This is a genomic window from Nitrosarchaeum sp. (assembly GCF_025699065.1).
GTDB lineage: Archaea > Thermoproteota > Nitrososphaeria > Nitrososphaerales > Nitrosopumilaceae > Nitrosarchaeum.
This window is the reverse complement of record NZ_JAILWF010000001.1, coordinates 187,656-208,355: the sequence shown is the minus strand read 5'-3', so window position 1 is coordinate 208,355 and position 20,700 is coordinate 187,656. Positions and strand designations below refer to the sequence as shown.

At 33.0% G+C, this 20,700-nt stretch carries 23 protein-coding genes; 6 read left to right on the top strand and 17 right to left on the bottom strand.

Going from position 1 to position 20,700, the window contains the following annotated elements; genetic code table 11:
* Positions 1 to 111: 111 nt before the first annotated feature.
* The 3 genes from K5782_RS01320 (at position 112) to K5782_RS01310 (ending at position 5,373) form a co-directional block, all read left to right on the top strand.
* Positions 112 to 3,234 (top strand): LamG-like jellyroll fold domain-containing protein, encoded by a 3,123-nt coding sequence (locus tag K5782_RS01320; RefSeq protein WP_297463381.1) that lies wholly within the window; start codon positions 112 to 114, stop codon positions 3,232 to 3,234.
* A gap of 228 nt (positions 3,235 to 3,462) precedes the next feature.
* Positions 3,463 to 4,332, top strand: coding sequence for a PfkB family carbohydrate kinase (locus K5782_RS01315; RefSeq protein WP_297463378.1), 870 nt, complete (start codon positions 3,463 to 3,465; stop codon positions 4,330 to 4,332).
* 39 nt (positions 4,333 to 4,371) lie between these two features.
* The gene (locus tag K5782_RS01310; protein ID WP_297463376.1) at positions 4,372 to 5,373 is read left to right on the top strand and encodes an NAD(+)/NADH kinase; all 1,002 of its coding nucleotides are present in this window, start codon (positions 4,372 to 4,374) and stop codon (positions 5,371 to 5,373) included.
* Between the two features lie 7 nt (positions 5,374 to 5,380).
* Here K5782_RS01310 and pyrG read toward each other — a convergent pair whose 3' ends face one another.
* The 7 genes from pyrG to K5782_RS01275 form a co-directional block, all read right to left on the bottom strand.
* On the bottom strand, positions 5,381 to 6,982 hold the full coding sequence (gene pyrG, locus K5782_RS01305) for a glutamine hydrolyzing CTP synthase (protein ID WP_297463374.1): 1,602 nt from the start codon (positions 6,980 to 6,982) through the stop codon (positions 5,381 to 5,383).
* A gap of 543 nt (positions 6,983 to 7,525) precedes the next feature.
* A complete protein-coding gene (gene trpA, locus K5782_RS01300; RefSeq protein WP_297463372.1) occupies positions 7,526 to 8,329 on the bottom strand; it encodes a tryptophan synthase subunit alpha in 804 nt (267 codons plus the stop codon).
* Positions 8,316 to 9,506 carry a tryptophan synthase subunit beta gene (gene trpB, locus K5782_RS01295; RefSeq protein ID WP_297463370.1) on the bottom strand — a complete coding sequence of 397 codons (1,191 nt, stop codon included), beginning with the start codon at positions 9,504 to 9,506 and terminating at the stop codon, positions 8,316 to 8,318. The genes trpA and trpB overlap by 14 nt, the downstream gene beginning before the upstream one ends.
* Positions 9,503 to 10,279, bottom strand: coding sequence for an indole-3-glycerol-phosphate synthase (locus K5782_RS01290; RefSeq protein ID WP_297463368.1), 777 nt, complete (start codon positions 10,277 to 10,279; stop codon positions 9,503 to 9,505). Before K5782_RS01290 ends, trpB begins: the two co-directional genes overlap by 4 nt.
* Positions 10,272 to 11,318 carry an anthranilate phosphoribosyltransferase gene (gene trpD / locus K5782_RS01285; protein ID WP_297463366.1) on the bottom strand — a complete coding sequence of 349 codons (1,047 nt, stop codon included), beginning with the start codon at positions 11,316 to 11,318 and terminating at the stop codon, positions 10,272 to 10,274. The genes K5782_RS01290 and trpD overlap by 8 nt, the downstream gene beginning before the upstream one ends.
* Positions 11,315 to 11,908 carry an aminodeoxychorismate/anthranilate synthase component II gene (locus K5782_RS01280; RefSeq protein WP_297463363.1) on the bottom strand — a complete coding sequence of 198 codons (594 nt, stop codon included), beginning with the start codon at positions 11,906 to 11,908 and terminating at the stop codon, positions 11,315 to 11,317. The genes trpD and K5782_RS01280 overlap by 4 nt, the downstream gene beginning before the upstream one ends.
* Complete coding sequence (locus K5782_RS01275) at positions 11,905 to 13,254, bottom strand: anthranilate synthase component I family protein (protein ID WP_297463361.1); 1,350 nt, start codon at positions 13,252 to 13,254, stop codon at positions 11,905 to 11,907. Before K5782_RS01275 ends, K5782_RS01280 begins: the two co-directional genes overlap by 4 nt.
* Before the next feature lie 143 nt (positions 13,255 to 13,397).
* On the opposite strand from K5782_RS01275, the gene K5782_RS01270 reads away from it, so the two are divergent.
* Positions 13,398 to 13,583, top strand: a complete 186-nt coding sequence (locus K5782_RS01270) for a hypothetical protein (RefSeq protein WP_297463359.1) — start codon at positions 13,398 to 13,400, stop codon at positions 13,581 to 13,583.
* A 202-nt stretch (positions 13,584 to 13,785) separates the two neighbouring features.
* Here the strand turns inward: K5782_RS01270 and K5782_RS01265 are convergent, their stop codons facing one another.
* Positions 13,786 to 14,928 (bottom strand): glycosyltransferase family 2 protein, encoded by a 1,143-nt coding sequence (locus K5782_RS01265; RefSeq protein ID WP_297463672.1) that lies wholly within the window; start codon positions 14,926 to 14,928, stop codon positions 13,786 to 13,788.
* Between the two features lie 160 nt (positions 14,929 to 15,088).
* Positions 15,089 to 15,337 (bottom strand): hypothetical protein, encoded by a 249-nt coding sequence (locus K5782_RS01260; RefSeq protein ID WP_297463357.1) that lies wholly within the window; start codon positions 15,335 to 15,337, stop codon positions 15,089 to 15,091.
* Positions 15,338 to 15,446: 109 nt separating this feature from the next.
* Between K5782_RS01260 and K5782_RS01255 the strand changes: the two genes are divergently transcribed.
* Complete coding sequence (locus tag K5782_RS01255) at positions 15,447 to 16,442, top strand: aldo/keto reductase (RefSeq protein WP_297463355.1); 996 nt, start codon at positions 15,447 to 15,449, stop codon at positions 16,440 to 16,442.
* Between the two features lie 203 nt (positions 16,443 to 16,645).
* Here the strand turns inward: K5782_RS01255 and K5782_RS01250 are convergent, their stop codons facing one another.
* The 4 genes from K5782_RS01250 to K5782_RS01235 all read right to left on the bottom strand — a co-directional run bounded on the left by K5782_RS01250 (position 16,646) and on the right by K5782_RS01235 (position 18,736).
* Entirely contained in the window at positions 16,646 to 16,861 is a 216-nt protein-coding gene (locus K5782_RS01250) for a hypothetical protein (RefSeq protein WP_297463352.1), read from the bottom strand.
* Between the two features lie 61 nt (positions 16,862 to 16,922).
* Positions 16,923 to 17,273, bottom strand: coding sequence for a hypothetical protein (locus K5782_RS01245; protein ID WP_297463349.1), 351 nt, complete (start codon positions 17,271 to 17,273; stop codon positions 16,923 to 16,925).
* Positions 17,274 to 17,331: 58 nt separating this feature from the next.
* Entirely contained in the window at positions 17,332 to 17,976 is a 645-nt protein-coding gene (locus K5782_RS01240) for a PD-(D/E)XK nuclease family protein (RefSeq protein ID WP_297463346.1), read from the bottom strand.
* A gap of 79 nt (positions 17,977 to 18,055) precedes the next feature.
* On the bottom strand, positions 18,056 to 18,736 hold the full coding sequence (locus K5782_RS01235; protein ID WP_297463343.1) for a PAC2 family protein: 681 nt from the start codon (positions 18,734 to 18,736) through the stop codon (positions 18,056 to 18,058).
* Positions 18,737 to 18,813: 77 nt separating this feature from the next.
* On the opposite strand from K5782_RS01235, the gene K5782_RS01230 reads away from it, so the two are divergent.
* Positions 18,814 to 19,011 (top strand): hypothetical protein, encoded by a 198-nt coding sequence (locus K5782_RS01230; protein ID WP_297463340.1) that lies wholly within the window; start codon positions 18,814 to 18,816, stop codon positions 19,009 to 19,011.
* A gap of 45 nt (positions 19,012 to 19,056) precedes the next feature.
* Here K5782_RS01230 and K5782_RS01225 read toward each other — a convergent pair whose 3' ends face one another.
* The 4 genes from K5782_RS01225 to K5782_RS01210 all read right to left on the bottom strand — a co-directional run bounded on the left by K5782_RS01225 (position 19,057) and on the right by K5782_RS01210 (position 20,572).
* A complete protein-coding gene (locus K5782_RS01225; protein WP_297463337.1) occupies positions 19,057 to 19,704 on the bottom strand; it encodes a nitroreductase family protein in 648 nt (215 codons plus the stop codon).
* Positions 19,705 to 19,766: 62 nt separating this feature from the next.
* Positions 19,767 to 19,910 (bottom strand): hypothetical protein, encoded by a 144-nt coding sequence (locus K5782_RS01220; protein WP_297463334.1) that lies wholly within the window; start codon positions 19,908 to 19,910, stop codon positions 19,767 to 19,769.
* A gap of 55 nt (positions 19,911 to 19,965) precedes the next feature.
* Positions 19,966 to 20,316, bottom strand: a complete 351-nt coding sequence (locus K5782_RS01215) for a hypothetical protein (RefSeq protein ID WP_297463331.1) — start codon at positions 20,314 to 20,316, stop codon at positions 19,966 to 19,968.
* A 49-nt stretch (positions 20,317 to 20,365) separates the two neighbouring features.
* Complete coding sequence (locus tag K5782_RS01210) at positions 20,366 to 20,572, bottom strand: hypothetical protein (protein WP_297463328.1); 207 nt, start codon at positions 20,570 to 20,572, stop codon at positions 20,366 to 20,368.
* Between the last annotated feature and the right edge of the window lie 128 nt (positions 20,573 to 20,700).

The following is a 20,700-nucleotide window of genomic DNA, read 5'->3' as shown; positions in this document are numbered from 1 at the left end:
TGCACAAAACATTCCTAGAAAATGTTATTCAAAATTATTTGATCGATAAATGCATGTTTCTAGATTCCTTGACCTTTTTGCATATGGTAAATTTGGTTGGTGTAAATAACCGTGAAAACTCATAAAGGCCTTAGTGCAATTATTGGAACGGTTTTTCTTGTAGCTATTGTAATTGGAGCTCTATCTTATGTTACTTATAGCATGAATATTTTAAGTGATTTTTCTGAATCTCTAATTACTGAAGAAAAAAGACAAAGCGATAAACAAAGTGAGAAATTTGATATCACTTCAGTAGAAATAACTCCTGCAAACAAACTTGATGGTGTAATTAGTAATACTGGTCAAATCCCTGTAAAGATAAAAACACTTTGGATTGAGGAAGCCGGAAGCCCGGATACTGTTAAAAAATTTGATATTGGTGAAATCATTAGTCCTGGAAATAAATTGGATTTACTAAATAGCATTGATTTTGATATTGATTCTACTAAAGCATATACAATGAAAATAATTTCAGATAGGGGTACGACTCAGACATTTTATGTAAATTCTGTTGGCACAAGTAGTCTATACATGAATACTAGAACTATTCCACCAACTATCTCAAACTCGTTTGATGCAACTATATTGATGACAGTAACAAACAATGCTACAAGTACTGCTCCTATTTTGAATTTAACTCCCACCCCATATCCTGTTGTAGATGATTCTGTTTGTGCTCCTGGATGTGTTGCAACTTATGTATCTGGTCCTACCCCTGCATCATACCCACGTCTTGCTCCTGGGGATACTGCAACATTTGCATGGGTCTATACAATTGACGGTGTTGATGCTGATCAGATCACATTTACTACATCTCTTCAAAATGGAATCTCTACAAATACTTCAACAGCTGTAGTTGAAGTTAGAGATATTTTATCTGCGCTAGAATCTGGTACTGCAATATCTTCACTCGGATTACAATCAAATGGTATTGATAGCAGTATTCTCTTATTTCATCGGGAAACAGATCGAACCCCTTCCGCAAGATATCAAATGTTCTCTGCTAGTGCTGATGGTGGTAGTAATGGTCAAAGAATAACCCTTGATACCACTCCTGCCATATTTTTTGCTCAAAACACATCTAACACGGTAACTATTCCTGCTGGTGATTGGGTGTCTTCACTTCGTTTGCAAAGTGGGGCAGTGCCTGCTAGTTTGGTTGGAGACGGTGAGGATATGCTATTTCATTTTAACACAAACTCTGCAATTCAAGATAACTCTGAAGGTACAGCAAATGCTGATCTTGAAGGATGTAATCCAATCTTAGTTGGACCTATAGCTATTTCAGCAAGTAGTGATGATGCAGAACAAACTAATCCATCTGGTACTACTAACATAAACAATGATGATTTGGAGATGCCTTATGATGGTTCTACAAATCAATATGTTGGAATGCGATTTACCAATATTCCAATTCCAAGAGATGCCATCATAACACAAGCATATATTACATTTACAGCGGATTTTACTGATTCGTCAGCAATTACTCTAAGATTTAACGCTCAAGCAACAGATGATGCTACTACTTTTACTGCAACTTCAAACAATCTATCTCCACCACCTAGTGGTTCTAGAACTCGTACAACTGCAAGTGCAACTTGGTCGCCAGGATCATGGAATAATAATAATGATTATTCTACTCCTACTAATCTTCTTAATCCTGTTATACAAGAAATTGTAAATAGACCTGGATGGATTTCTGGAAATGACATAAACATCTTTGTTGAAAGAGTTTCTGCATCATCAAGTGAAAAAAGAAGAGCAGATTCATGGGATAATGGTTCTGGGGCTCCTAGACTAACAATCGAATATTCCATAGCTAACGGTGGACCACCAGTATACTCTTCAATTGGTGGCCCTCATAATTCTGGTGCATATAATTATGGTGTAGGAAATGCATGTTTTAGAAGCATAACTGATGTAAGTTCTGGAAACGGTAATCATCTTGGAAGTGCACCTCATTCTACTGCTTTATGGTTCAAGACTAACGCTGTAGTAGGTTCTATTGATCAGTATTTTGTTTCTTGGGATGATAATGCGGTGTCTGGTGATTATGCTCGAATATACTTGGAAGCAAACACTGGAAAAGTAGTTTTCAAGTATAGTACAAGTGGTTCAACCGATGTGACAACTTGTACAAGTACTAGCAGATATGATGATGGACAATGGTATCATGTAGCTGCTATTAGACCAGGAAACAATAGTTGTACTTTGGTTATTACAAATCTTGCTGGTACTACTCTTGAAACAAGAACTTCAAGTCCTTCTTATGGTACATCTTCTGTTGATGTAAGTGGTAAGTGGTATGTTGGAAGTAATTCTGATGAAAATGGAAATTGGTTTAATGGTTGGATTGATGATATTGTTCATTGGAATTCTTATGCTGTTAAAACCAGCTCTCCAAATGAAGTGTATGATTTAGCTAGAACACACTATGGTCCACAATCTCATATGGTGAATATTTCTGTTAATAAAGCAGATGCATCTTCAGGAACTAATTTATCTAATGTTTTTACAGTTAATGATTTTCCAGTACAGTTTTATGATCCTGTTGGAACTAGTTTTGATACTGATTCTACTTATGGGACTTTAAATTATACTGCTGCACTTGGAAGTGTTGTTGTTTATCCAAATGAGCGACTGAATTATACTGTTAGTACTACTCCTGCAACTAGTACATGGGTTCCATTGCCTCTAAACCTGAAAATAGATGATGAAACAATTACTCCCTTGACAAGTCTTTTACAAATACCTCCTCCTGATACTCCGTTTCCATCCTATTGGGTATATGATAAAAGTAACAGACTTGAAGTATCAATATACAATGTAGGTCCACAAGGTAGTTGGTTTGTGTATCAAGGAACTCGAGCAGTATTTTATAATCCAAACGGTGCAATATCTTATGCTGGAGTAATCTGCTCAGTTAATTCTACCGAATCTGATCCATGTAGTACAGGTGGCGGTAACTCTGCTTGGAGAGTTATGGAGGATAGAGATAGTATCTTTATTCCTGTTGGGGCAAAAGCTAAAGTGTATTTTTGGAGTCCACAAGATAGACCAGATCGTGATGTTCCTGGAGGTAATGTGATTCCTGCAGGAGAATATGATATGTATGTCTTCATTGATGGGTATGATGAAAAAGGTGCTAAATTCCTCAGAAATCTTGAGATGGGAAGAGTAAAAGTTCAGGATTAATTTTATTTACATTTTTACTCTGAATATTCTATTTTCTTACGCTGTTTTTGAAATCCGATCATGTTTTAATGTTAGAATAAGTATTGTTGATATGTAATGCGTGGCCTGTGTCATGTTTGCTTTAGATCAAATATGGAGTTGGTAATAATGAAAGGAAATTTGCTTTGTCAGGAATGTTTTGATAAAACCAATGCAAAAAACTAAATCATTAATCTTTGGACTCCATTTATGAAATTAGCATTGTTTTCACACTGTGCAATTGATTCTATCACACTTGAAGACCAAACCCATGAACAAATTGGGGGTGCTGCTTGTTATGCTGGTTTGACTGCAAGGGAGCTTAAGTTTGATGTATCTCTTTATACCAAATTTGGTAAGGATTTTCCACAACAATATCTTACTCAAAATAAAATTAAATTTGAAAATGGTTTATCTGAGAAACTTACTACTAGATTTGCAATAAACATTACAGGATCTGATAGAACTCTTAAACTACTTAATCAATGCGAACCAATTGAATACGTTGCTAATGATGCAGATGGTTCATTGATTACTCCAATTTTTCATGAAATTTCATCTGAAACATTTTCTAAAATAAAAAAGGATTCTAGTTTTACTCTAGTTGATCCCCAGGGGTTTTTGCGCAGAGTTGATTCAGACAAAAATGTAATTTTAGAAAATACTGAACTTGATCTAACTGGCGTTAACGCAATTAAGGTAAATCCTGAAGAGTCTCAAAAAATTGTAAATGGAACAAATGATGAGATGATGATAGCATTGCAGAAAAAAGGTGTTGAACATGTCCTTTTTACAAACAAAACTGAAGTATCATTACTGGTCAAAGATAAAATTTATTCCATTACTTTGCCAAACAAGGAAGTATACGATACTACTGGTATTGGTGATATTTTTTGTGCAACCTTTTGCTGTACTATGTTAAAAGAAAAAGACTTTCTCTGGGCTTTGTGTTTTGCAGGTGGTTCGGCCCAGGCAGCACTTGACTCAAAGCAGGTAGGTCTGCTAAAAATACCCCAAAAACATACAATTGAGACTAATGCTTCATATTATTACAACTTGGTAAAATATAGAACAATTTAGTACTTTATCCTTTTATTGAACTCCTAGTTTCATTTCACTGTGCAAATAGGTATCTATGCTTCTGGTACGACTGACTCTGCAGCAAAAACAATTAAAAAAATTCTAGATGATGAGGAAATTGAATCATTTGTAATTACTGCAAAATCAAAAGCAAAACAATCTGATTGTGTTTTGGTGCTTGGAGGAGACAAGGGTGTTAGAAATTATTTTCATAGACATTTTGACTCTACAGTACCCGTACTTGGAATAAGCGAGGGTGAATCAAGTGGATTTTTAGCTCAAATTGATCTTAGAGAATTTTCGTCTTATGTGAGAATACTAAAAAAACAAAATTACACAGTTGAGGAAGTACCAAGACTAGGTGTAAAAATTGATGGAAAAAATGTCTATCCAGTCTTAAATGATGTCGCAGTATTTTCATCAAAAAGTGCAATGTTGATGGAACACACACTACGTGTAAACGATGAAGAAGTTTGGCACGATAATAGTGATGGAATAATTATCTCTACTCCAATTGGTTCATCTGCATATTCGATGTCTGCTGGAGGTCCTATGCTGTTTCATGATTCTGACGTATTTGAAATAATTTCTGTCAACTCTTTAGATATTACACGAAGACCAATCATAGTATCAAACAAAAGTTCTATTCAAATCAGTGATATTTCAGCTAGACTTCACTGTGAGGTAGTTCTTGATGGTCTTGATAGGTACAAAGTAAACAGCATGGTTGAGTGCACTCAATATTTACCACCAGCTAAGATCATTCGTCTAAAAAAAGACTCTGCTGCAATATCTGCACTTGCAAAGAAAGTTCATCTTGCTGAAGAGTTACTTAGTATGCCGCCTAGTTCTAAATTATTGCTAAAAACATTAGAGTATGAAGGTGCCCTTACTCAGAAAGATCTTGCAAATAAGACATTACTGCCAAGCAGAACCGTCAGATTGGCACTTAGTCATTTATTAAAAAAAGGCTATGTGAAAAAGAAAGTCTCAATTCGAGATGCACGACAAAAAATCTATGAAATATCAAAAATAGAATAATCGACTTTTATTTCTGTGATGCAGCTCTTACAAACGCCTCAAATGTTGGCTCTGGATATCCTGGCCTGCTGTTAAACTCTGGATGAAACTGAACGCCCAGATAGAATTTATGTGTTGGAATCTCAAGCATCTCCATTCTCTTTCCTCCGTCACTGTCTGCTGAAAATATCATTCCTTTTTTCTCTAGTTCTGGGATGTATTCTTTGTTGATTTCATATCTGTGTCTATGTCTTTTGCTAATTGTATCTGCATTGTATATTTTATGAGATATTGTATTTGGTTTTATCTTGACATCGTTTGCACCTAGCCGCAATGATCCTCCCATATCTGAAATGTTTTTTTGTTCTGGAAGTAAGTCTACAATTGGATTTTTTGTATCTGCTTTTATCTCTGTAGAGTTTGCATCTTCTAATTTCAAAACATTTCTTCCAAATGCAATTGCTGCTAGCTGAAATCCAAAACATATGCCAAGGTATGGTATGTTTTTCTCTCTTGCATAGTTTGCAGTTTTTATTATTCCTTCAGAACCTCTTGTTCCAAATCCTCCTGGTACCAATATACCGTCATATTTTGATAGAATATTGTAATCTGTAATTGTTTCAGAATCAATCCAGTCAATCTCAACTGAATTTCCTAATTTTGCACCTGCATGTTTTAGTGCATGATTTACACTAACGTAACTATCTGCAAGTGTAACATATTTTCCAACCATGGCAATTTTTACTTTTTTGTCTTCATGATTTATCATTGATTCTGCTATGGCATTCCATTTATCCCAGTTTGCTGATGCATTTACCATTCCAACTTTTCCAAATTTTGTAAATAATGAATCCATAATTCCTTGATCATATAGTATTTGTGGTACTTGAAAAATTGATTTTACATCATGGCATGATAGAACATCATTTGCAGTAACGTTTGTAAATAATGCAATTTTTTTCTTTGTCTTTTCTTCTAAAGGAGTACTGCATCTTACAGCTAAAAAGTCCGGCTGAATTCCTATTCTTCTTAATTCTTGTGCACTGTGCTGCGTTGGTTTTGTCTTTTGTTCACCTACCACATCAAGTGATGGTGCAAGTGTTACATGCACAAAAATTACGTTTTGTGGTCCTTCTTCTACTCTAATTTGTCTTAGCGCCTCTAAAAATGGAAGCGACTCTATGTCCCCTACTGTTCCTCCACATTCGACAATTAAAAAGTCGAGCTTTTCATCTTCTGCAATTTTTCTAATTCTGTTTTTTATTTCATCTGTAATATGAGGGATGATCTGAACACATGCCCCTAGATATTCTCCTCTTCTTTCTGCTTCGATAACTGTAGAGTAAACTTGAGCTGTTGTTATGTTGTGGCTTTTTGGGATATTTTGATTTAGGAATCTTTCATAATTTCCAATATCCATATCACATTCACCTCCATCTTCTGTAACAAAGACTTCTCCATGAGCAACTGGGTTCATGGTGCCTGCATCATAATTTAGATATGGATCTATTTTGATACATGATACTTTTTGATCTGCTAATTGTAATAATTTTGCAATCGATGATGTTGTTACTCCTTTTCCAAGACCAGACATTACCCCCCCTGTTACAAAAATTAGCTTAGTCTGCACATTAAGAAAACAATTCTCCTGTTTTTGTATGTTTTGCTAAACAAATCATAATCTATGCGATCTAATATTTCAGCATACTGTCTTACATTCGTACGAAATTCTTTAATTTTTTTAACGAGTGTTTGGCATTTTTACCGTGTATTTTTTATTTTATGATGTCTTTAGTTAACTGAGAACATCTAGTTAGTGGTCTTTACCTAAAATAAAGTTCCCCCCTATTTCCCTTCAAAAATGACAGACCACTATTCTTTAACGAAAAATTCAGTTTTTTCTTTATAGTATATTTAAACTAGTATTTGTTTTTAATTTTAAAATTAGATTTCCTCAATATCATGTAAAATGATTTTGTATTCATACTCAAAGTTTTCATCATCATTCAATAATATTGAGATCTTTTAGAGCCAAAATAATGATGGTAGAGACTGACACTTGTAATCATGAGTATGTTTCTAATGGAACAATTTCTTGTAGAAAATGCGGTAAAGTTCGTCTCTAATTTCAGTTTTATTTATTATTCCAATTGTTTTTTGTTATCTTTTAGGGTTATTTGAGAATTGTTTGTTTTTTGAGACTCTTTGTAAATGACGCGATGCTTTTTTCAAGACTGTTCTTTGGCGTCTTTTCAATTATTTTCAAAAATACACTACCTACAATTACTGCATCAGCTCCTGCTATGATGTATTTTTTTACATCCTCTGGCGTTGAAACACCGAATCCTACTCCTATTGGAATTTTTCCATTGGCGATTTTTTTTACTTCCTTGATTGCCTTTAGTGTATAATTTTGGATTCCTGTCTTTATTCCCGTGGTGCCATAAACTGCAACTAAATATAAAAATCCTGAAGACGCCTTTACAATTTTTTCTATTCTTGATTTTGTAGTATTTGGAGATATCAAAAATATAGTATCTGCCATATTTCTAGCCGATTCAATGTATTCTTTTGATTCTTCAATTGACATGTCTGGAAGAATAAACCCATCAATACCTGCTTTTTTAGCTTCGGAAATAAAATTTGCATATCCTTTATGATACAAAATATTGGTGTATGTCATTAAGACTAGTGGGATATCTGTTTCACTTCTAATCTTTTTTACAATTTTAAAAAAACTCTTGATCTTTGTTCCATTGTTTAGAGATATTGTGCTTGCATTTTGAATTACTGGTCCATCTGCAAGAGGATCTGAAAATGGAAATCCTAATTCTATTATGTCTGCTCCTCCTTTGATTAGACCTCTTACTATTGATATTGTTGCACTTTCATTTGGATATCCTACCATTACATATGTGATCAATGCTTTTTCATTTTTAGCAGAAAGTTCTGCGAATTTTTCATTAATTCTTGTCATTTTTACTCAAATACCTTTGGACTTCTTCTACGTCTTTGTCCCCCCTTCCTGAAAGTGTAACTACTATTGATTCTGATTTTTTGCTTTTTCTTGCAACTTTCATTGCTTCAGCTATTGCATGGGCTGACTCTAAAGCTGGAATGATTCCTTCTGTTCTTGTCAACATCAAAAACGCATCTATAACTTCGGCATCTGTTGCAGAATGATACTTTACACGATTAGTATCTTTAAGATATGCGTGTTCTGGACCAACTCCGGGATAATCTAGTCCTGCTGAAATACTATGCGTCTCTGTAACTTGTCCTTCATCATCTTGTAATAGATAAGTCATCATTCCATGAAGTACGCCCTTACTACCTGCAGATAATGTTGCAGAATGATATTTTGATTTTAATCCTTTGCCTGCGGCTTCTACTCCTATGATTTCTGTATTTGTATCAACTAACGGATAAAATGTCCCGATTGCATTTGACCCACCGCCAACACAAGCAATTACCGTATCTGGTGTTTTATTTGATAATTTTTTCATCTGGGTCTTGATTTCTTCTCCAATTACACTTTGAAAATCTCTTACCATCACAGGATATGGATGTGGACCTACTGCAGAACCAAGTAAATAATATGTATCTTCAACATTTGTAATCCAATCTCTGATTGCCTCATTGATTGCATCTTTGAGTGTTTTTGAGCCTGATTTTACCGGGTGAACTTTAGACCCTAACATGTTCATTCTGTATACGTTTAGTTTTTGTCGTATAGTGTCTTTGTAACCCATGTATACTTCGGATTTCATTCCCAAAACTGCACATGCCATAGCTGTTGCTACTCCATGTTGACCTGCACCCGTTTCTGCAATGATTCTTTTTTTATTCATCTTTTTTGCAAGTAATGCCTGACCTAATGTGTTGTTTATTTTATGAGCTCCTCCATGCAGTAGGTCTTCTCTTTTTAGATAAATTTTAGCACCGCCGCATTTTTCTGTCAAATTTTTTGCATAGTACAATGGAGTCGGTCTTCCAGCGTATTGTTTTAGATAGTAATCTAATTCTTTTTTGAACTCTTTATTCTCTTTGAATTTAAGATAGTTTTCTTCTAACTCCTCAATTGCAGGAACAAGTGTTTCTGGAATGTACTTGCCGCCAAACTCTCCAAATTTTCCATCTTTAGGATATTTCAATATGCATTCACCAATTTTTTGACATGTTCTTCGATATTATCGCTTTTCATTATGCTTGAACCTACTAGAAATGCATCAGCGCCACACTTTTTTAAATATTGAATATCCTCAACAGTCTCAATTCCGCTTTCAGCAAGTATTGGCCTTGTTTTTTTATACCCTTCAAGCACTTTTTGTGTAGTTTTAAGATCAATTTCTAATGTATCGAGGTTTCTGTTGTTAATTCCAATCAAATCAGCTTCTGTATTGAGTGCATTTTCAAACTCTCGTTTTGTATGGACTTCTAGCAATATTTTCAATCCTTTACTGTGACCATATTTGATGAATTCATCAATGTCTTTGAGAAATCCTTGGTCAAATAATGATTGAATGACTAACATGTAATCTGCTCCTATTTTTTCAGCAGCATCAATTTGGACTGTATCAATCATGATATCTTTCATTAGTAATGGAACATCAACTGATTGTCGTACCTGCATGAAATATTCTGGTGAACCATTAAACAAATGAGGCTGGGTTAGCACAGATAATGCTTTGGCACCACCTGCAATCATTTGTTGTGCTATGCTTGATGGATCTGATAACGTTCTGATCTTGCCTAATGATGGGGATGAAAATTTTATTTCTGTAAGAAGAGTTGCATGAATGTTTGTTTTTATTATTTGTAAAAAGTCCTTATTTGATTTTTGTAATTTAATGTTTACATCATATACTCCATCATCAATTGCAGCCTGAGAATTATTTACTAATTTTCTCAGTATGTTTTCAACCATTTGTTATCTCCTTTAATTTTGAAATGTCCCCTGTATCTGCAACAAATCTTTCTAGTAATTTTAGCGCTTTGCCTTCTTTAATTATATTTGATGCCAATTCTACTCCTTCTTCAAAATTCTTTGAGATATTTGCAACGATTAATCCTCCTGCTGCATTAAGTACTGTAGTTTCAGTCATTGCTTGATTTGCTGTGTTGTTTAAAACCCCTACAAATGATTCTATTGCATCTTTTTTTGTTTTAATTTGAATATCTTTTAATTTTGATTTGTGTAATCCTACAACTTCTGGATCTATTGCATTCATTAGCACTTTGTCATTTTTTAAAATACATACTCTGTTAGTTGCACTGGTTGAAAATTCATCCATTCCATCATCTGAACGAACTGTCATTATGTTTTTAGCTCCTTTTCTCTTTAGAATTAATGGTAATCTATCAAGATATTCCGTTGAAGATACTCCGATAAGTTGATTTTTTACACTTGCAGGATTTGACAATGGTCCTAAAAGATTAAAAGCTGTTCTCTTTCCTAATTTCTTTCTTGCAGCTGCAACATGCTTCATTGCAGGATGAAACTTTTGTGCAAACATAAAACAAATGTTGTGTTTTTCTAAAACATTTGCAATTTGAGTAGATTCTTGATTCAAATCATATCCAAAATATTCAAAAATATCCGCACTTCCTGAAATTCCGGAGCTTGATCTATTTCCATGTTTAGCTACAATTCCTCCTGCGGCTGCAACTACAAATGACGCTGTAGTTGATACATTGAATGTTTGAAGTTTGTCTCCCCCCGTTCCGCACATGTCTATTGTTGTCCCGTTGTTTCTAGGCTCAACTTTGAGGGAAAACTCTTGCATTTTATCTAACATTCCTAATAACTCATCATCTGTTTCCCCTTTTTCAGTTAAACCGGATAAAAAATCCAAATTTTCTTGATCATTTGTTTTTCCAGAAAGAACATCAATCATTACAGAATTAATTTCGTCATATGTAAGATCAATCTTTTGTTGTAGTTTTGAAATTAAATTTGATATCATTTTCTATCCTTTACCTGTTTTATGAAATTTGCCAGAATTTTTTTCCCATCTTCTGTCATAATTGATTCTGGATGAAATTGTACTCCTTCTATAAGATACTCTTTGTGCCTTATTGCCATCACTTCTCCATCATCTGCAGCGATAGCTGTAACTTCTAGCACATCTGGAATTATTGTCTTATCTCCTACAAGTGAATGGTACCTTGTTGCCCTAAATGGATTCTTGACATCCTTGAACAGATCTGAGTTTGTATGATCTACTGGACTAGTCTTTCCGTGTCTGACACATCCTGCATTTGTAACTTTGCCGCCAAATGCATGAATAATGCCTTGATGCCCCAAACATACTCCAAGTATTGGAGTAGTTGGTCCCATGTCTTTTATTACATCACTACATATGCCAAAATATTTTCTATCGGTAGGTGTTCCTGGACCTGGTGATATTATTACAGCATCGTAATTATTTTGTTTTATCTTCTCTAATGTTATCTTGTCGTTTCTAATGACATCGCAATCAACTCCCAGTTCCCCCAAATATTGTGCAATATTGTAAACAAATGAATCGTAATTATCTATTATTAGAAATTTCATTTTGTTGCCTCTCTTAATGCTTGAAGCATCGCTCCAGCTTTGTGCTCTGTTTCTTTGAATTCATTTTCTGCAATAGAATCTGAGACAATTCCTGCTCCTGATTGAACAAATCCTCTGTTTCCTTCTATGAATATACTTCTAATTGCAATTGCAAAATCACAGCACCCGTTATAAGAAAAATATCCTACTGCCCCTGCGTAAGGGCCTCTTGCCTCAGTTTCCAATTCGTCAATTATCTCCATTGCTCTGACTTTTGGTGCGCCTGAGACCGTTCCTGCGGGAAAAACTGCTTTAAACGCATCAAACATGTCGTTTTTAGGAGCTAAATTGCCAACAACATGTGTTACTATGTGCTGAACATGACTGAATCGCTTAATCTCCATTAATTCTTCAGTATGGACAGTTCCATATTTGCAAACTCTTCCAATATCATTTCTTCCTAAATCTACTAGCATTGTATGTTCTGCCAACTCTTTTTCGTCATGGAGTAATTCATCTGCTAATTGATTATTTTTTTCTTCATTATCTGTAATCTTTCTAGTTCCTGCAATTGGAAATGTTTCTACTTTATCATTAGTTATTCTTACAAGCATCTCTGGAGATGCGCCAATGATTGTTTTATTGTCTTGTTTTAAATGATACATGTAAGGTGATGGATTTAATTTTCGTAGTGTTTTGTATAGTGTTAAATTATCTCCTTGCGTATCAAATGCAAATTTCCTAGATAGTACTACTTGGAATATATCACCATCATGTATGTACTGTTTTGCTTTGTTTACAATATTTGAAAATTTTTCTTGATTCATGTTTGGTGTTATTTCTGTTGCTTTAAAATCCCCGAATGAATCTTCACTCATTTTAAATTGTTCAAATCTATTTTGATTATTATAAAAATAAAACAATTTTTTGTGTATGTTGTCGTATAATATTCCGTCATCATAAATTCCAAATTCCATTAATGGTTGTGGTGAATCATGTGTATCTGGGATATTTTCTACTAATCTTATTGCATCATAATTTACAACCCCTACTGCACCTCCCAAATATCTATAACTTTGATCCTCTGATTTTCCTAATAGTTTTTTTAACTCTCCAAATGGATTATCTGTTTGAATGGTTTCAGTTTTGTTATTTTTTATTATTTCAATTTTGTCTGAGTATCCTTTGAGAATTATTTTAGGATCAAATCCCATGACTGATGTTTCAGCTAATACTTCTGGACCTGTTAATGATTCAAAGAGAAATGAATGAGAATAATTTCTTGATATTTTATTATATATTTGAAATTGGTTTTCAGTTAGCTCTAGAGGTATTACTTTTGGTTGGGATTTTCCAAAGATGTCCACCCATAAACAAAATTTTACTCGTTTATTATTTAAATTGATTAGTTGTTTTTTGGTTTATTTTTACGATATAGGCATCAAAATTTTCTATAATTACGGTATGGTACGGTACCTTTATATGATGATCTGATGTATTCTAATTTGATATGCCCAGTGCAAAATCTATGATGCAGGATCTTTATTTTAAAAAAAATTCTCTAGCACAAACAAGTGTGACTGAAGTTGAATGTTATATCTGTGGTAGAGGATTACGTGATGGTTGTAGTATTTCTGCCAAAACACTACCAAATGGAATGGCTTTGTTTTGTGAATTGCATTACTCATTACAATAACTCAGAATAAAAATAAATGCATACTAGAATTTCATATATTGGTTTGTTTTAGGGTAGTCTATGTCTAGAACTGGTATTATCACTATTCTTGGCGGTGTTCTGTTGATTGTAATGGGATTGGCACTAATTGGTCTTTTCTAGTTTTAATTATCTTAAAATTTTTTGCTAAACGTTAGTGGAATTAATTTATTTTTAAAATCTGTTAACTCCAGACTTTTTCTTTAAATGTCCATTTTTTATTTAAGACAAAGTTACTAAATGCTGCAGTTGCAACAGCTGACACTAGTGCAATTGGATAAGACATGGTTAACTTATCAACTAGATAATACACCATTCCAAGTTGAACTAAAGCACCAATAGAGCTAAACCCTGCAAATTTACCATATTGGATAATGGTTCTTTTTACTGCAAAATCTCTATCCTCAAAAGTCCAGTATTTGTTTAAGATGAAATTACTAGTAATTGAAAACATGATTCCAAGTATGGTTGCATGAAGATACCACATATCCAAACTCGATGAAAACAGAATAGACATGATGTAATTTACTCCTAATCCTGAGGCTCCAACTGAAAAGAATCTAGCAGCTTTTGAAACAAACTTTACCGATGTTCTTTTCTCGTTTTTCTGTTCTCTCTTTCCATGTCTGTAAAGCTTCCATACCGCATGTCCAAATTCTAAAATTGTTTTGATTCCAAGTTTGCTCTTTCCGTTTTGTCTGTCTAAAAATGTATATGGAATTTCTTTTATCGATACTCCTTTTGCCTTTACTATCATTTCTAAAAGAAGTTTGTATCCTATTGCATCAAAATTAATTCCTTTAATCACATCTTTGTTAAATGCAAAAAATCCTGACATAGGATCTGATTGTTTAATCCCCAATCCTTTCTTTGCTATTATAGTTCCAATTTTGCTGATGATTTTTCGTTTTAATGACCACCCTTGAATATTACCTCCATTGAGGTACCTTGAGGCAACAACAATGTCTGTTTTTGATTGTTTTAAAACTTCGACAAGCTTTGGTATGAGTTGTGGGGGATGAGAAAAATCACTATCCATCACAACAACTATTTTGCCTTTAGCTTGCTCTATGCCATTTAGTATTGCCGAACTAAGCCCCTCCTTTGTTTTTCTATTTATTACATTAATTGTGTACAGCGTTTTTTCTTTTAATGATTTAAAATAATCTTCTGCAATTCTTCCTGTTCCGTCTGGTGAATTGTCATCTACTACTATTGCCTCTACCATAGTATTTTTTGGTAAGTGTTCTTTGATCAAATGTAGAATTCCTTTGATATTTTCAGACTCATTATAGGTAGGAATTACTATAGATACTTCAGTATTCATTACACTTGCCAATATCAATACGCTAATTCATCTCATATTAAATTTTTAAATTGAAAAATTTGACTATTGGCCATGAATCTACAAGTGGATCTCATTTTTTGATATTTGATAATTATATTGGATGTATGTGGATAATATCTCTTTTTTAATTAAACTGGAGTTAGTTTCTCATTGATACTTCATTTCCTACTGATGCTTGTAATCCAAGTCCAGCACCTGGTTCTGAAGTAATGATCATTAGAGTTTCACATTCTAGGCATAAAATAGATGGAGTATAATCCGTATTTTCTTGAGTTGGGCCAGTAGAAGCTAACACTGCATCTTCTACAATATTTTGGCTACTACAAATCATACAGGTAATAGGTTTTTGAGAAATACGTTTTATTTTTTTAATATAATAATGAGTCATATTGTAAATCTACATTCTTCTAATTCTTAAATTAATTGATTTCTACATGGATACTGTTGATATCCACGTTTTGCATACTCATAAAATAAAGTAAATTCTATATGTTTTATTGAGAATTCCAAAAATTGAACTAGCAGATGATCTATCTATTTGTCGAATTTTAAATGGAATGTGGCAAGTATCTGGTGTCCATGGGTATATTGAACCAAAAGATGCAATTTTGGATATGCTTGAATATCACAAGAATGGATTCACTACTTGGGATTTGGCTGACATCTACGGACCCGCTGAATCATTTATTGGTGAATTTAGAAAACAATTGCCGCCAAAAGACTTGCAACAATCACAAGCATTGACTAAATTTGTTCCGAATCCTGGACCTATGAGTAAATCAATTGTGGAATATTATATTGATCAATCATTAAAAAAAATGAACACTGAGACAATTGATTTGATCCAATTTCATTGGTGGGATTACAATAATTCTAGTTATTTTGATGCTCTTGATAATTTAACAAAATTACAACATGAGGGAAAGATCAAACATCTTGGTCTTACAAATTTCGATACAGAACGAATCAAGCTAATGACTAACCGTGGTTTTAAATTAATTTCAAATCAGGTACAGTATTCTATTTTAGATCAAAGACCAGAAAAATTAATGACCCCATTTTGTCAAAAACACAATATTTCTATTCTTGCATACGGTACTTTGCTTGGTGGGTTTTTATCTGAAAAATATCTGAATTCTCCAGAACCTAGCAGAGTCAATTTGAATACCGCAAGCCTGCAAAAATATTACAACATGATTGATGCGTGGGGTGGATGGGGTTTATTTCAAGAGTTATTGCAAATTTTATCGAAAATAGCAAAAAAATACGATTCAAGCATTGCAAATATTTCTACAAAATTTATTTTAGATAAACCTAGAGTTGCCGGAGTGATAATTGGCTCAAGACTTGGTCTCTCTGAGCACCGGCAAGATAATGGACGAGTTTTTGATATTGTTCTTGAGAATGATGATCTGACTATGATACGCTCTGTGACTAGTAAATCTAATGATCTTTTTGATTTGATAGGTGATTGTGGGGATGAATATCGCTAAAAACGGTAAAAATAAGATAGTAATCAAAACCAATCAGTTATCCATTGACAACTGAGCATCAACACTCTTTTTGACATACCATTGATGTTTGGTATTATTTGATTACTACCTATACCAATAGTGTCATAATGAATTAAAAATACTATTATGAAAATTCTTTACATTTGTTTATTTTTTAACTAGATTTTGTATGAAATTAAAACTTAATCTAATTTTTTTCCAAATTGATAATTTTCTATAGTTTTTTGAACATTATCTAAAATTATTTTTTTAATTTCATTATTTTCCATGCCTGATGTTTTCATAAGTTTGATTTGATCTAAAATTGCAAACTGCACTCTTCCTTGGATCTGATCTATTAAACTAAACCCTTCTTTTGGGAATTTTGTTATAAAAATTTTTGATTCGTCGTTATTCATTTTATGTCACTCAAAATATCTTGAAATATTTATTTGATGTCTTCATATCCGTGATAATGTTTTATTCGTTCCAAATTGGTTGTTTTTTTAACCATGAAATTAAATCTCTGTAAAGACGACTCTTTTGTACATTTAATACATTAATCTCCATATTGGTTGATAGTTTTGCTGTCTTGGTATAGTTGTCATATTTTGCAAATATGACTTTGTCAAGGTATGTTTGTCCTTGAATCTCTTTTTTTGCTAATTCTTCTGATTCCGTCATTGCAAAACATGCAAAGAGTACTCCATCGACCCAATATGCGCTACCTGATTCAAGCGATGCCATCATGCTAAGAAGGTCATCTAGACTCAATTTTATTAAATCTCTAACAAAGATGGTTTTGTATGGTTCATAAATGAAATCTGTCATTTTCTATCTTGTCTTTACTGGGTTTATTTTAAGCCTAGTTTAGAATGTTTTTCCTGATTTATGCTGAATTGTGAAATTTTTCTATAATGTCAATTAGTTTGTCCTTAAAATCAAATGGGATTTTAATAAATTCTGCAATATCTCCTGTCTCCTCAGATCCAATGATTACAATTTGGTCTATTTCTATTCCGGTCCTTTCTTTCCACATCAAAGAATATGCAGTTGCTTGCATGAAATATTTTTGAACTTTATCATAATGTTCAACTAGTTTACTTCTACTAGTTTTAAAATCAATAATTGATAGATTTCCATTATACTCTGCAATACAATCACACGTACCTGCAATTTTGAGCTCATCGCTATACAACGGAAGTTCAATTCCACGAATATTGTTCATTTTATGCAAATATGGTTTTAATCTTTCAAAATGATTTTTTGGAATATCAAGAAAATCTCCAACCGACTCTTTATTTTTTAGATAATCCTCACACAGTTTGTGAGTCATAGTGCCATGAATTTGAGCATCTTTCATTATCTGATCTGCCAAATCTTTTCCTACCTTTTCTCTCCATTGATCAAGACCTGATGTATCTGATGTTTTTGATAGTACGGTTGTGATCGATGGGTATAGTAATCCTTGTGGTGTTTTGTAATATCTTACTCCTTCTATTTCTGTTTGACATGCTTGAAGTATCGATGTCATAACGTGCGTATATTGCAATATCTTTTTTGTTATGATGTGATAATAAAATTAAGCGGTTTAATGTTAGTTTGAGGTTTACTTAATTTTCAAAACTTTTTTCAATTTCTTGAGCAAGTAATTCTAGTCTTGTTGTATCCCCTAATTTTCTATAAGTTAGCTTTTCTAATGTTTTGATTATGCTAATTGCTGCTCTGTATTGTGGAATTTCAGGCTGATTTAATTCTCCATACATTCCCATTCCTTGAATGCCATTTTGTTTAGCAAATCCTAAGATCAATCCATTGAATCCTGTAATTATTGACTTTTGTGGTGTCGTTAAAACACCTAATCCTTGCATTTGTTTAGTTATCTCAATCGATGTTGAAGTTACAAATGTTTTTGGGTTTTTATCTAATACTCTATTCGTGTGAAATCCTCCAAGCGTGTAAATAAATTTGGCAGAATATTTTTTTGAAATATCGATCACATCTTGGCACAAAGCATATAGTTCAGGTGTATCTTGTGGTTGACCCGTTCCTCCTCCAAAAATAATTAATCCATCTGCATATCTATATTCCCAACTTTCATTTGGTAAATTTATGTGACCTCCTTCATCTACCACATATGTTGGATATGGCGTTTTTGCAATTCTGAATTTTTTTGTTTTTAAACTATTGTTGATAAAATTAACTACAATGCTTCCAACATTTCCCATATCTTGCATTGCAGCAATAACTATGGGTTTTTCAATCTGTGGCTCTTCAATTTGAGAAAACTCCATCGTTTTTTCTAGAATTTACTTACTTAAAACTTAAGATTTGTATATTATATAAAAAATTCAAGTAATGTGAATTATGTATGATTATTGGAAAAGTTGGAAAGGGTGAAAAGAAAATCAAATTTGAACTTGATCTAAAATGCTCAAAATGTAATAAAAAAGTACCTGGAGGAATGAAGACTGGAGAAAATTATTTTGATACAGATGAATTTAAAATTGAGATTGCAAATTTTAAGCAAAATTATCTATGTGGTGTTTGTAGGGATAAAATGCGATAATAAAAAATATTTTTTAGTTTTTTTATAATTGATGTTATTTTATTTTTATTCCCATACCACGTGTACTAATTCTTTGAGATTTCTTCGTGGTTTTGGGAATTTGTCTTGTTTAGGATATCCGATACATAATACTGATGATGGAATCAATTTTGTATTGATGACTTTCATCACTTTTTGTTCATCAAACATTCCGATCCATATTGAACTCAATCCTAATGCTTGAGCTGCAAGCTGTGAATACGCAGCAGCTAACGTCGCATCTTGTATTGCAAATTTTTTGAGAATCTCTTCAGGAAAATCAAATTTAACTCGTGAAGGGTTTTTACAAAAAACTAGAACTAGAGGTGCATTTACGTATGGTTGATTATTGCAGGCTTCAACTAATTGTTGTTTTTTTACTGGACTTTTAACATAAAATATTTCAAATCCTTGAAAGTTTCCTGCGGTAGGTGCTGTGTCTGCAGCAGCTATTATCTTATCAATTTTTACCGTTTCTACAATCTTATCACTAAACTTTCTAGTTGAGCGTCTTTTTGACATCACCGTGAACAAATCGGTATTGATAAATTCAGTTGGTGATGTTTTTAGAATTTCAAAGAGTAATTGATTTCGAACATTACCATCATTTTGACTTTTTATGGTTGGTTCATATCCTATTGGGTATATTTTTTCAGGATTTTCTTTTGAATCCATGAATTGTATGTGAAAAATATCTTATTAAGTAATTCTTAAAATTTTTCTAATTATCCTGAATTTTATTTGGATATTTGATGTATAGGTGAACCACAACTGTTGCATTTTTTACTTTCGATGTACTTTTGAATCGTTTCTTCACCCCATAACAAGGCATTTCCTTTGTGACCTTTTTCACATTTTATCTTAAATAATGTACTAGCCATTATTAATTTTCTATTTAATTCTAAACTTAAGGATATTGTTTTTGGATGATGCACATTAATGACTAGACCTGGCATTGCCAGCATCACTTGATTCATCTTTCTTCTGAAATACTCTGTACTCTCCAATAATACTACTGCATTGTTGACATGTATATTGACCTCTTTCTACTAGAATCAAATTATCTGAAACTTGCTCATTGGTATTTTCTTCTAGATGTATCTTTGGTGGATTATCAAATTCTTTTTCGCAGTTTTTACAATAATGTTTTGACATTTTTTGTTCTTCAAGTTTGCCTATTGGTGCTAAAAATAATTTTCCAACACCTAAATCTGCTTTTTTGGCTTGTTCTTCAGTCAATTCAGCTATGACATATCCTCCTGATCCTTGTAGCTTATGTTCTGTCATCAATAAACTACTTTTTTCGGTCTTAAAATACTATGTTTTTGAAAATTGTTTATGGTTTGATTTTTGCTTTTCTTATTTGATATAATATTGAACAACTTAAACCTAGAATAAATAATCCGATTCCAAACATGCTCAAAAAAATCATGTTTGTAGTATTGTCTTGAGGATTCAAGAATACTGTGCCACCGAATAATGTTAAGGTTAATCCTGCAATTAATGATAAAATACTTGGATGCCTAAGTTCAGTGATTTTCAATTGATATTTCCTAAATTTGTTTTAATTTATTCCTAGTTATGCTATTAAAATTTGAAGCATCTGCAATGGCTACAAAGTATTATCGTGAGGACTTCACGTGACTTCTTTAGATTATAATGGATTAGTCA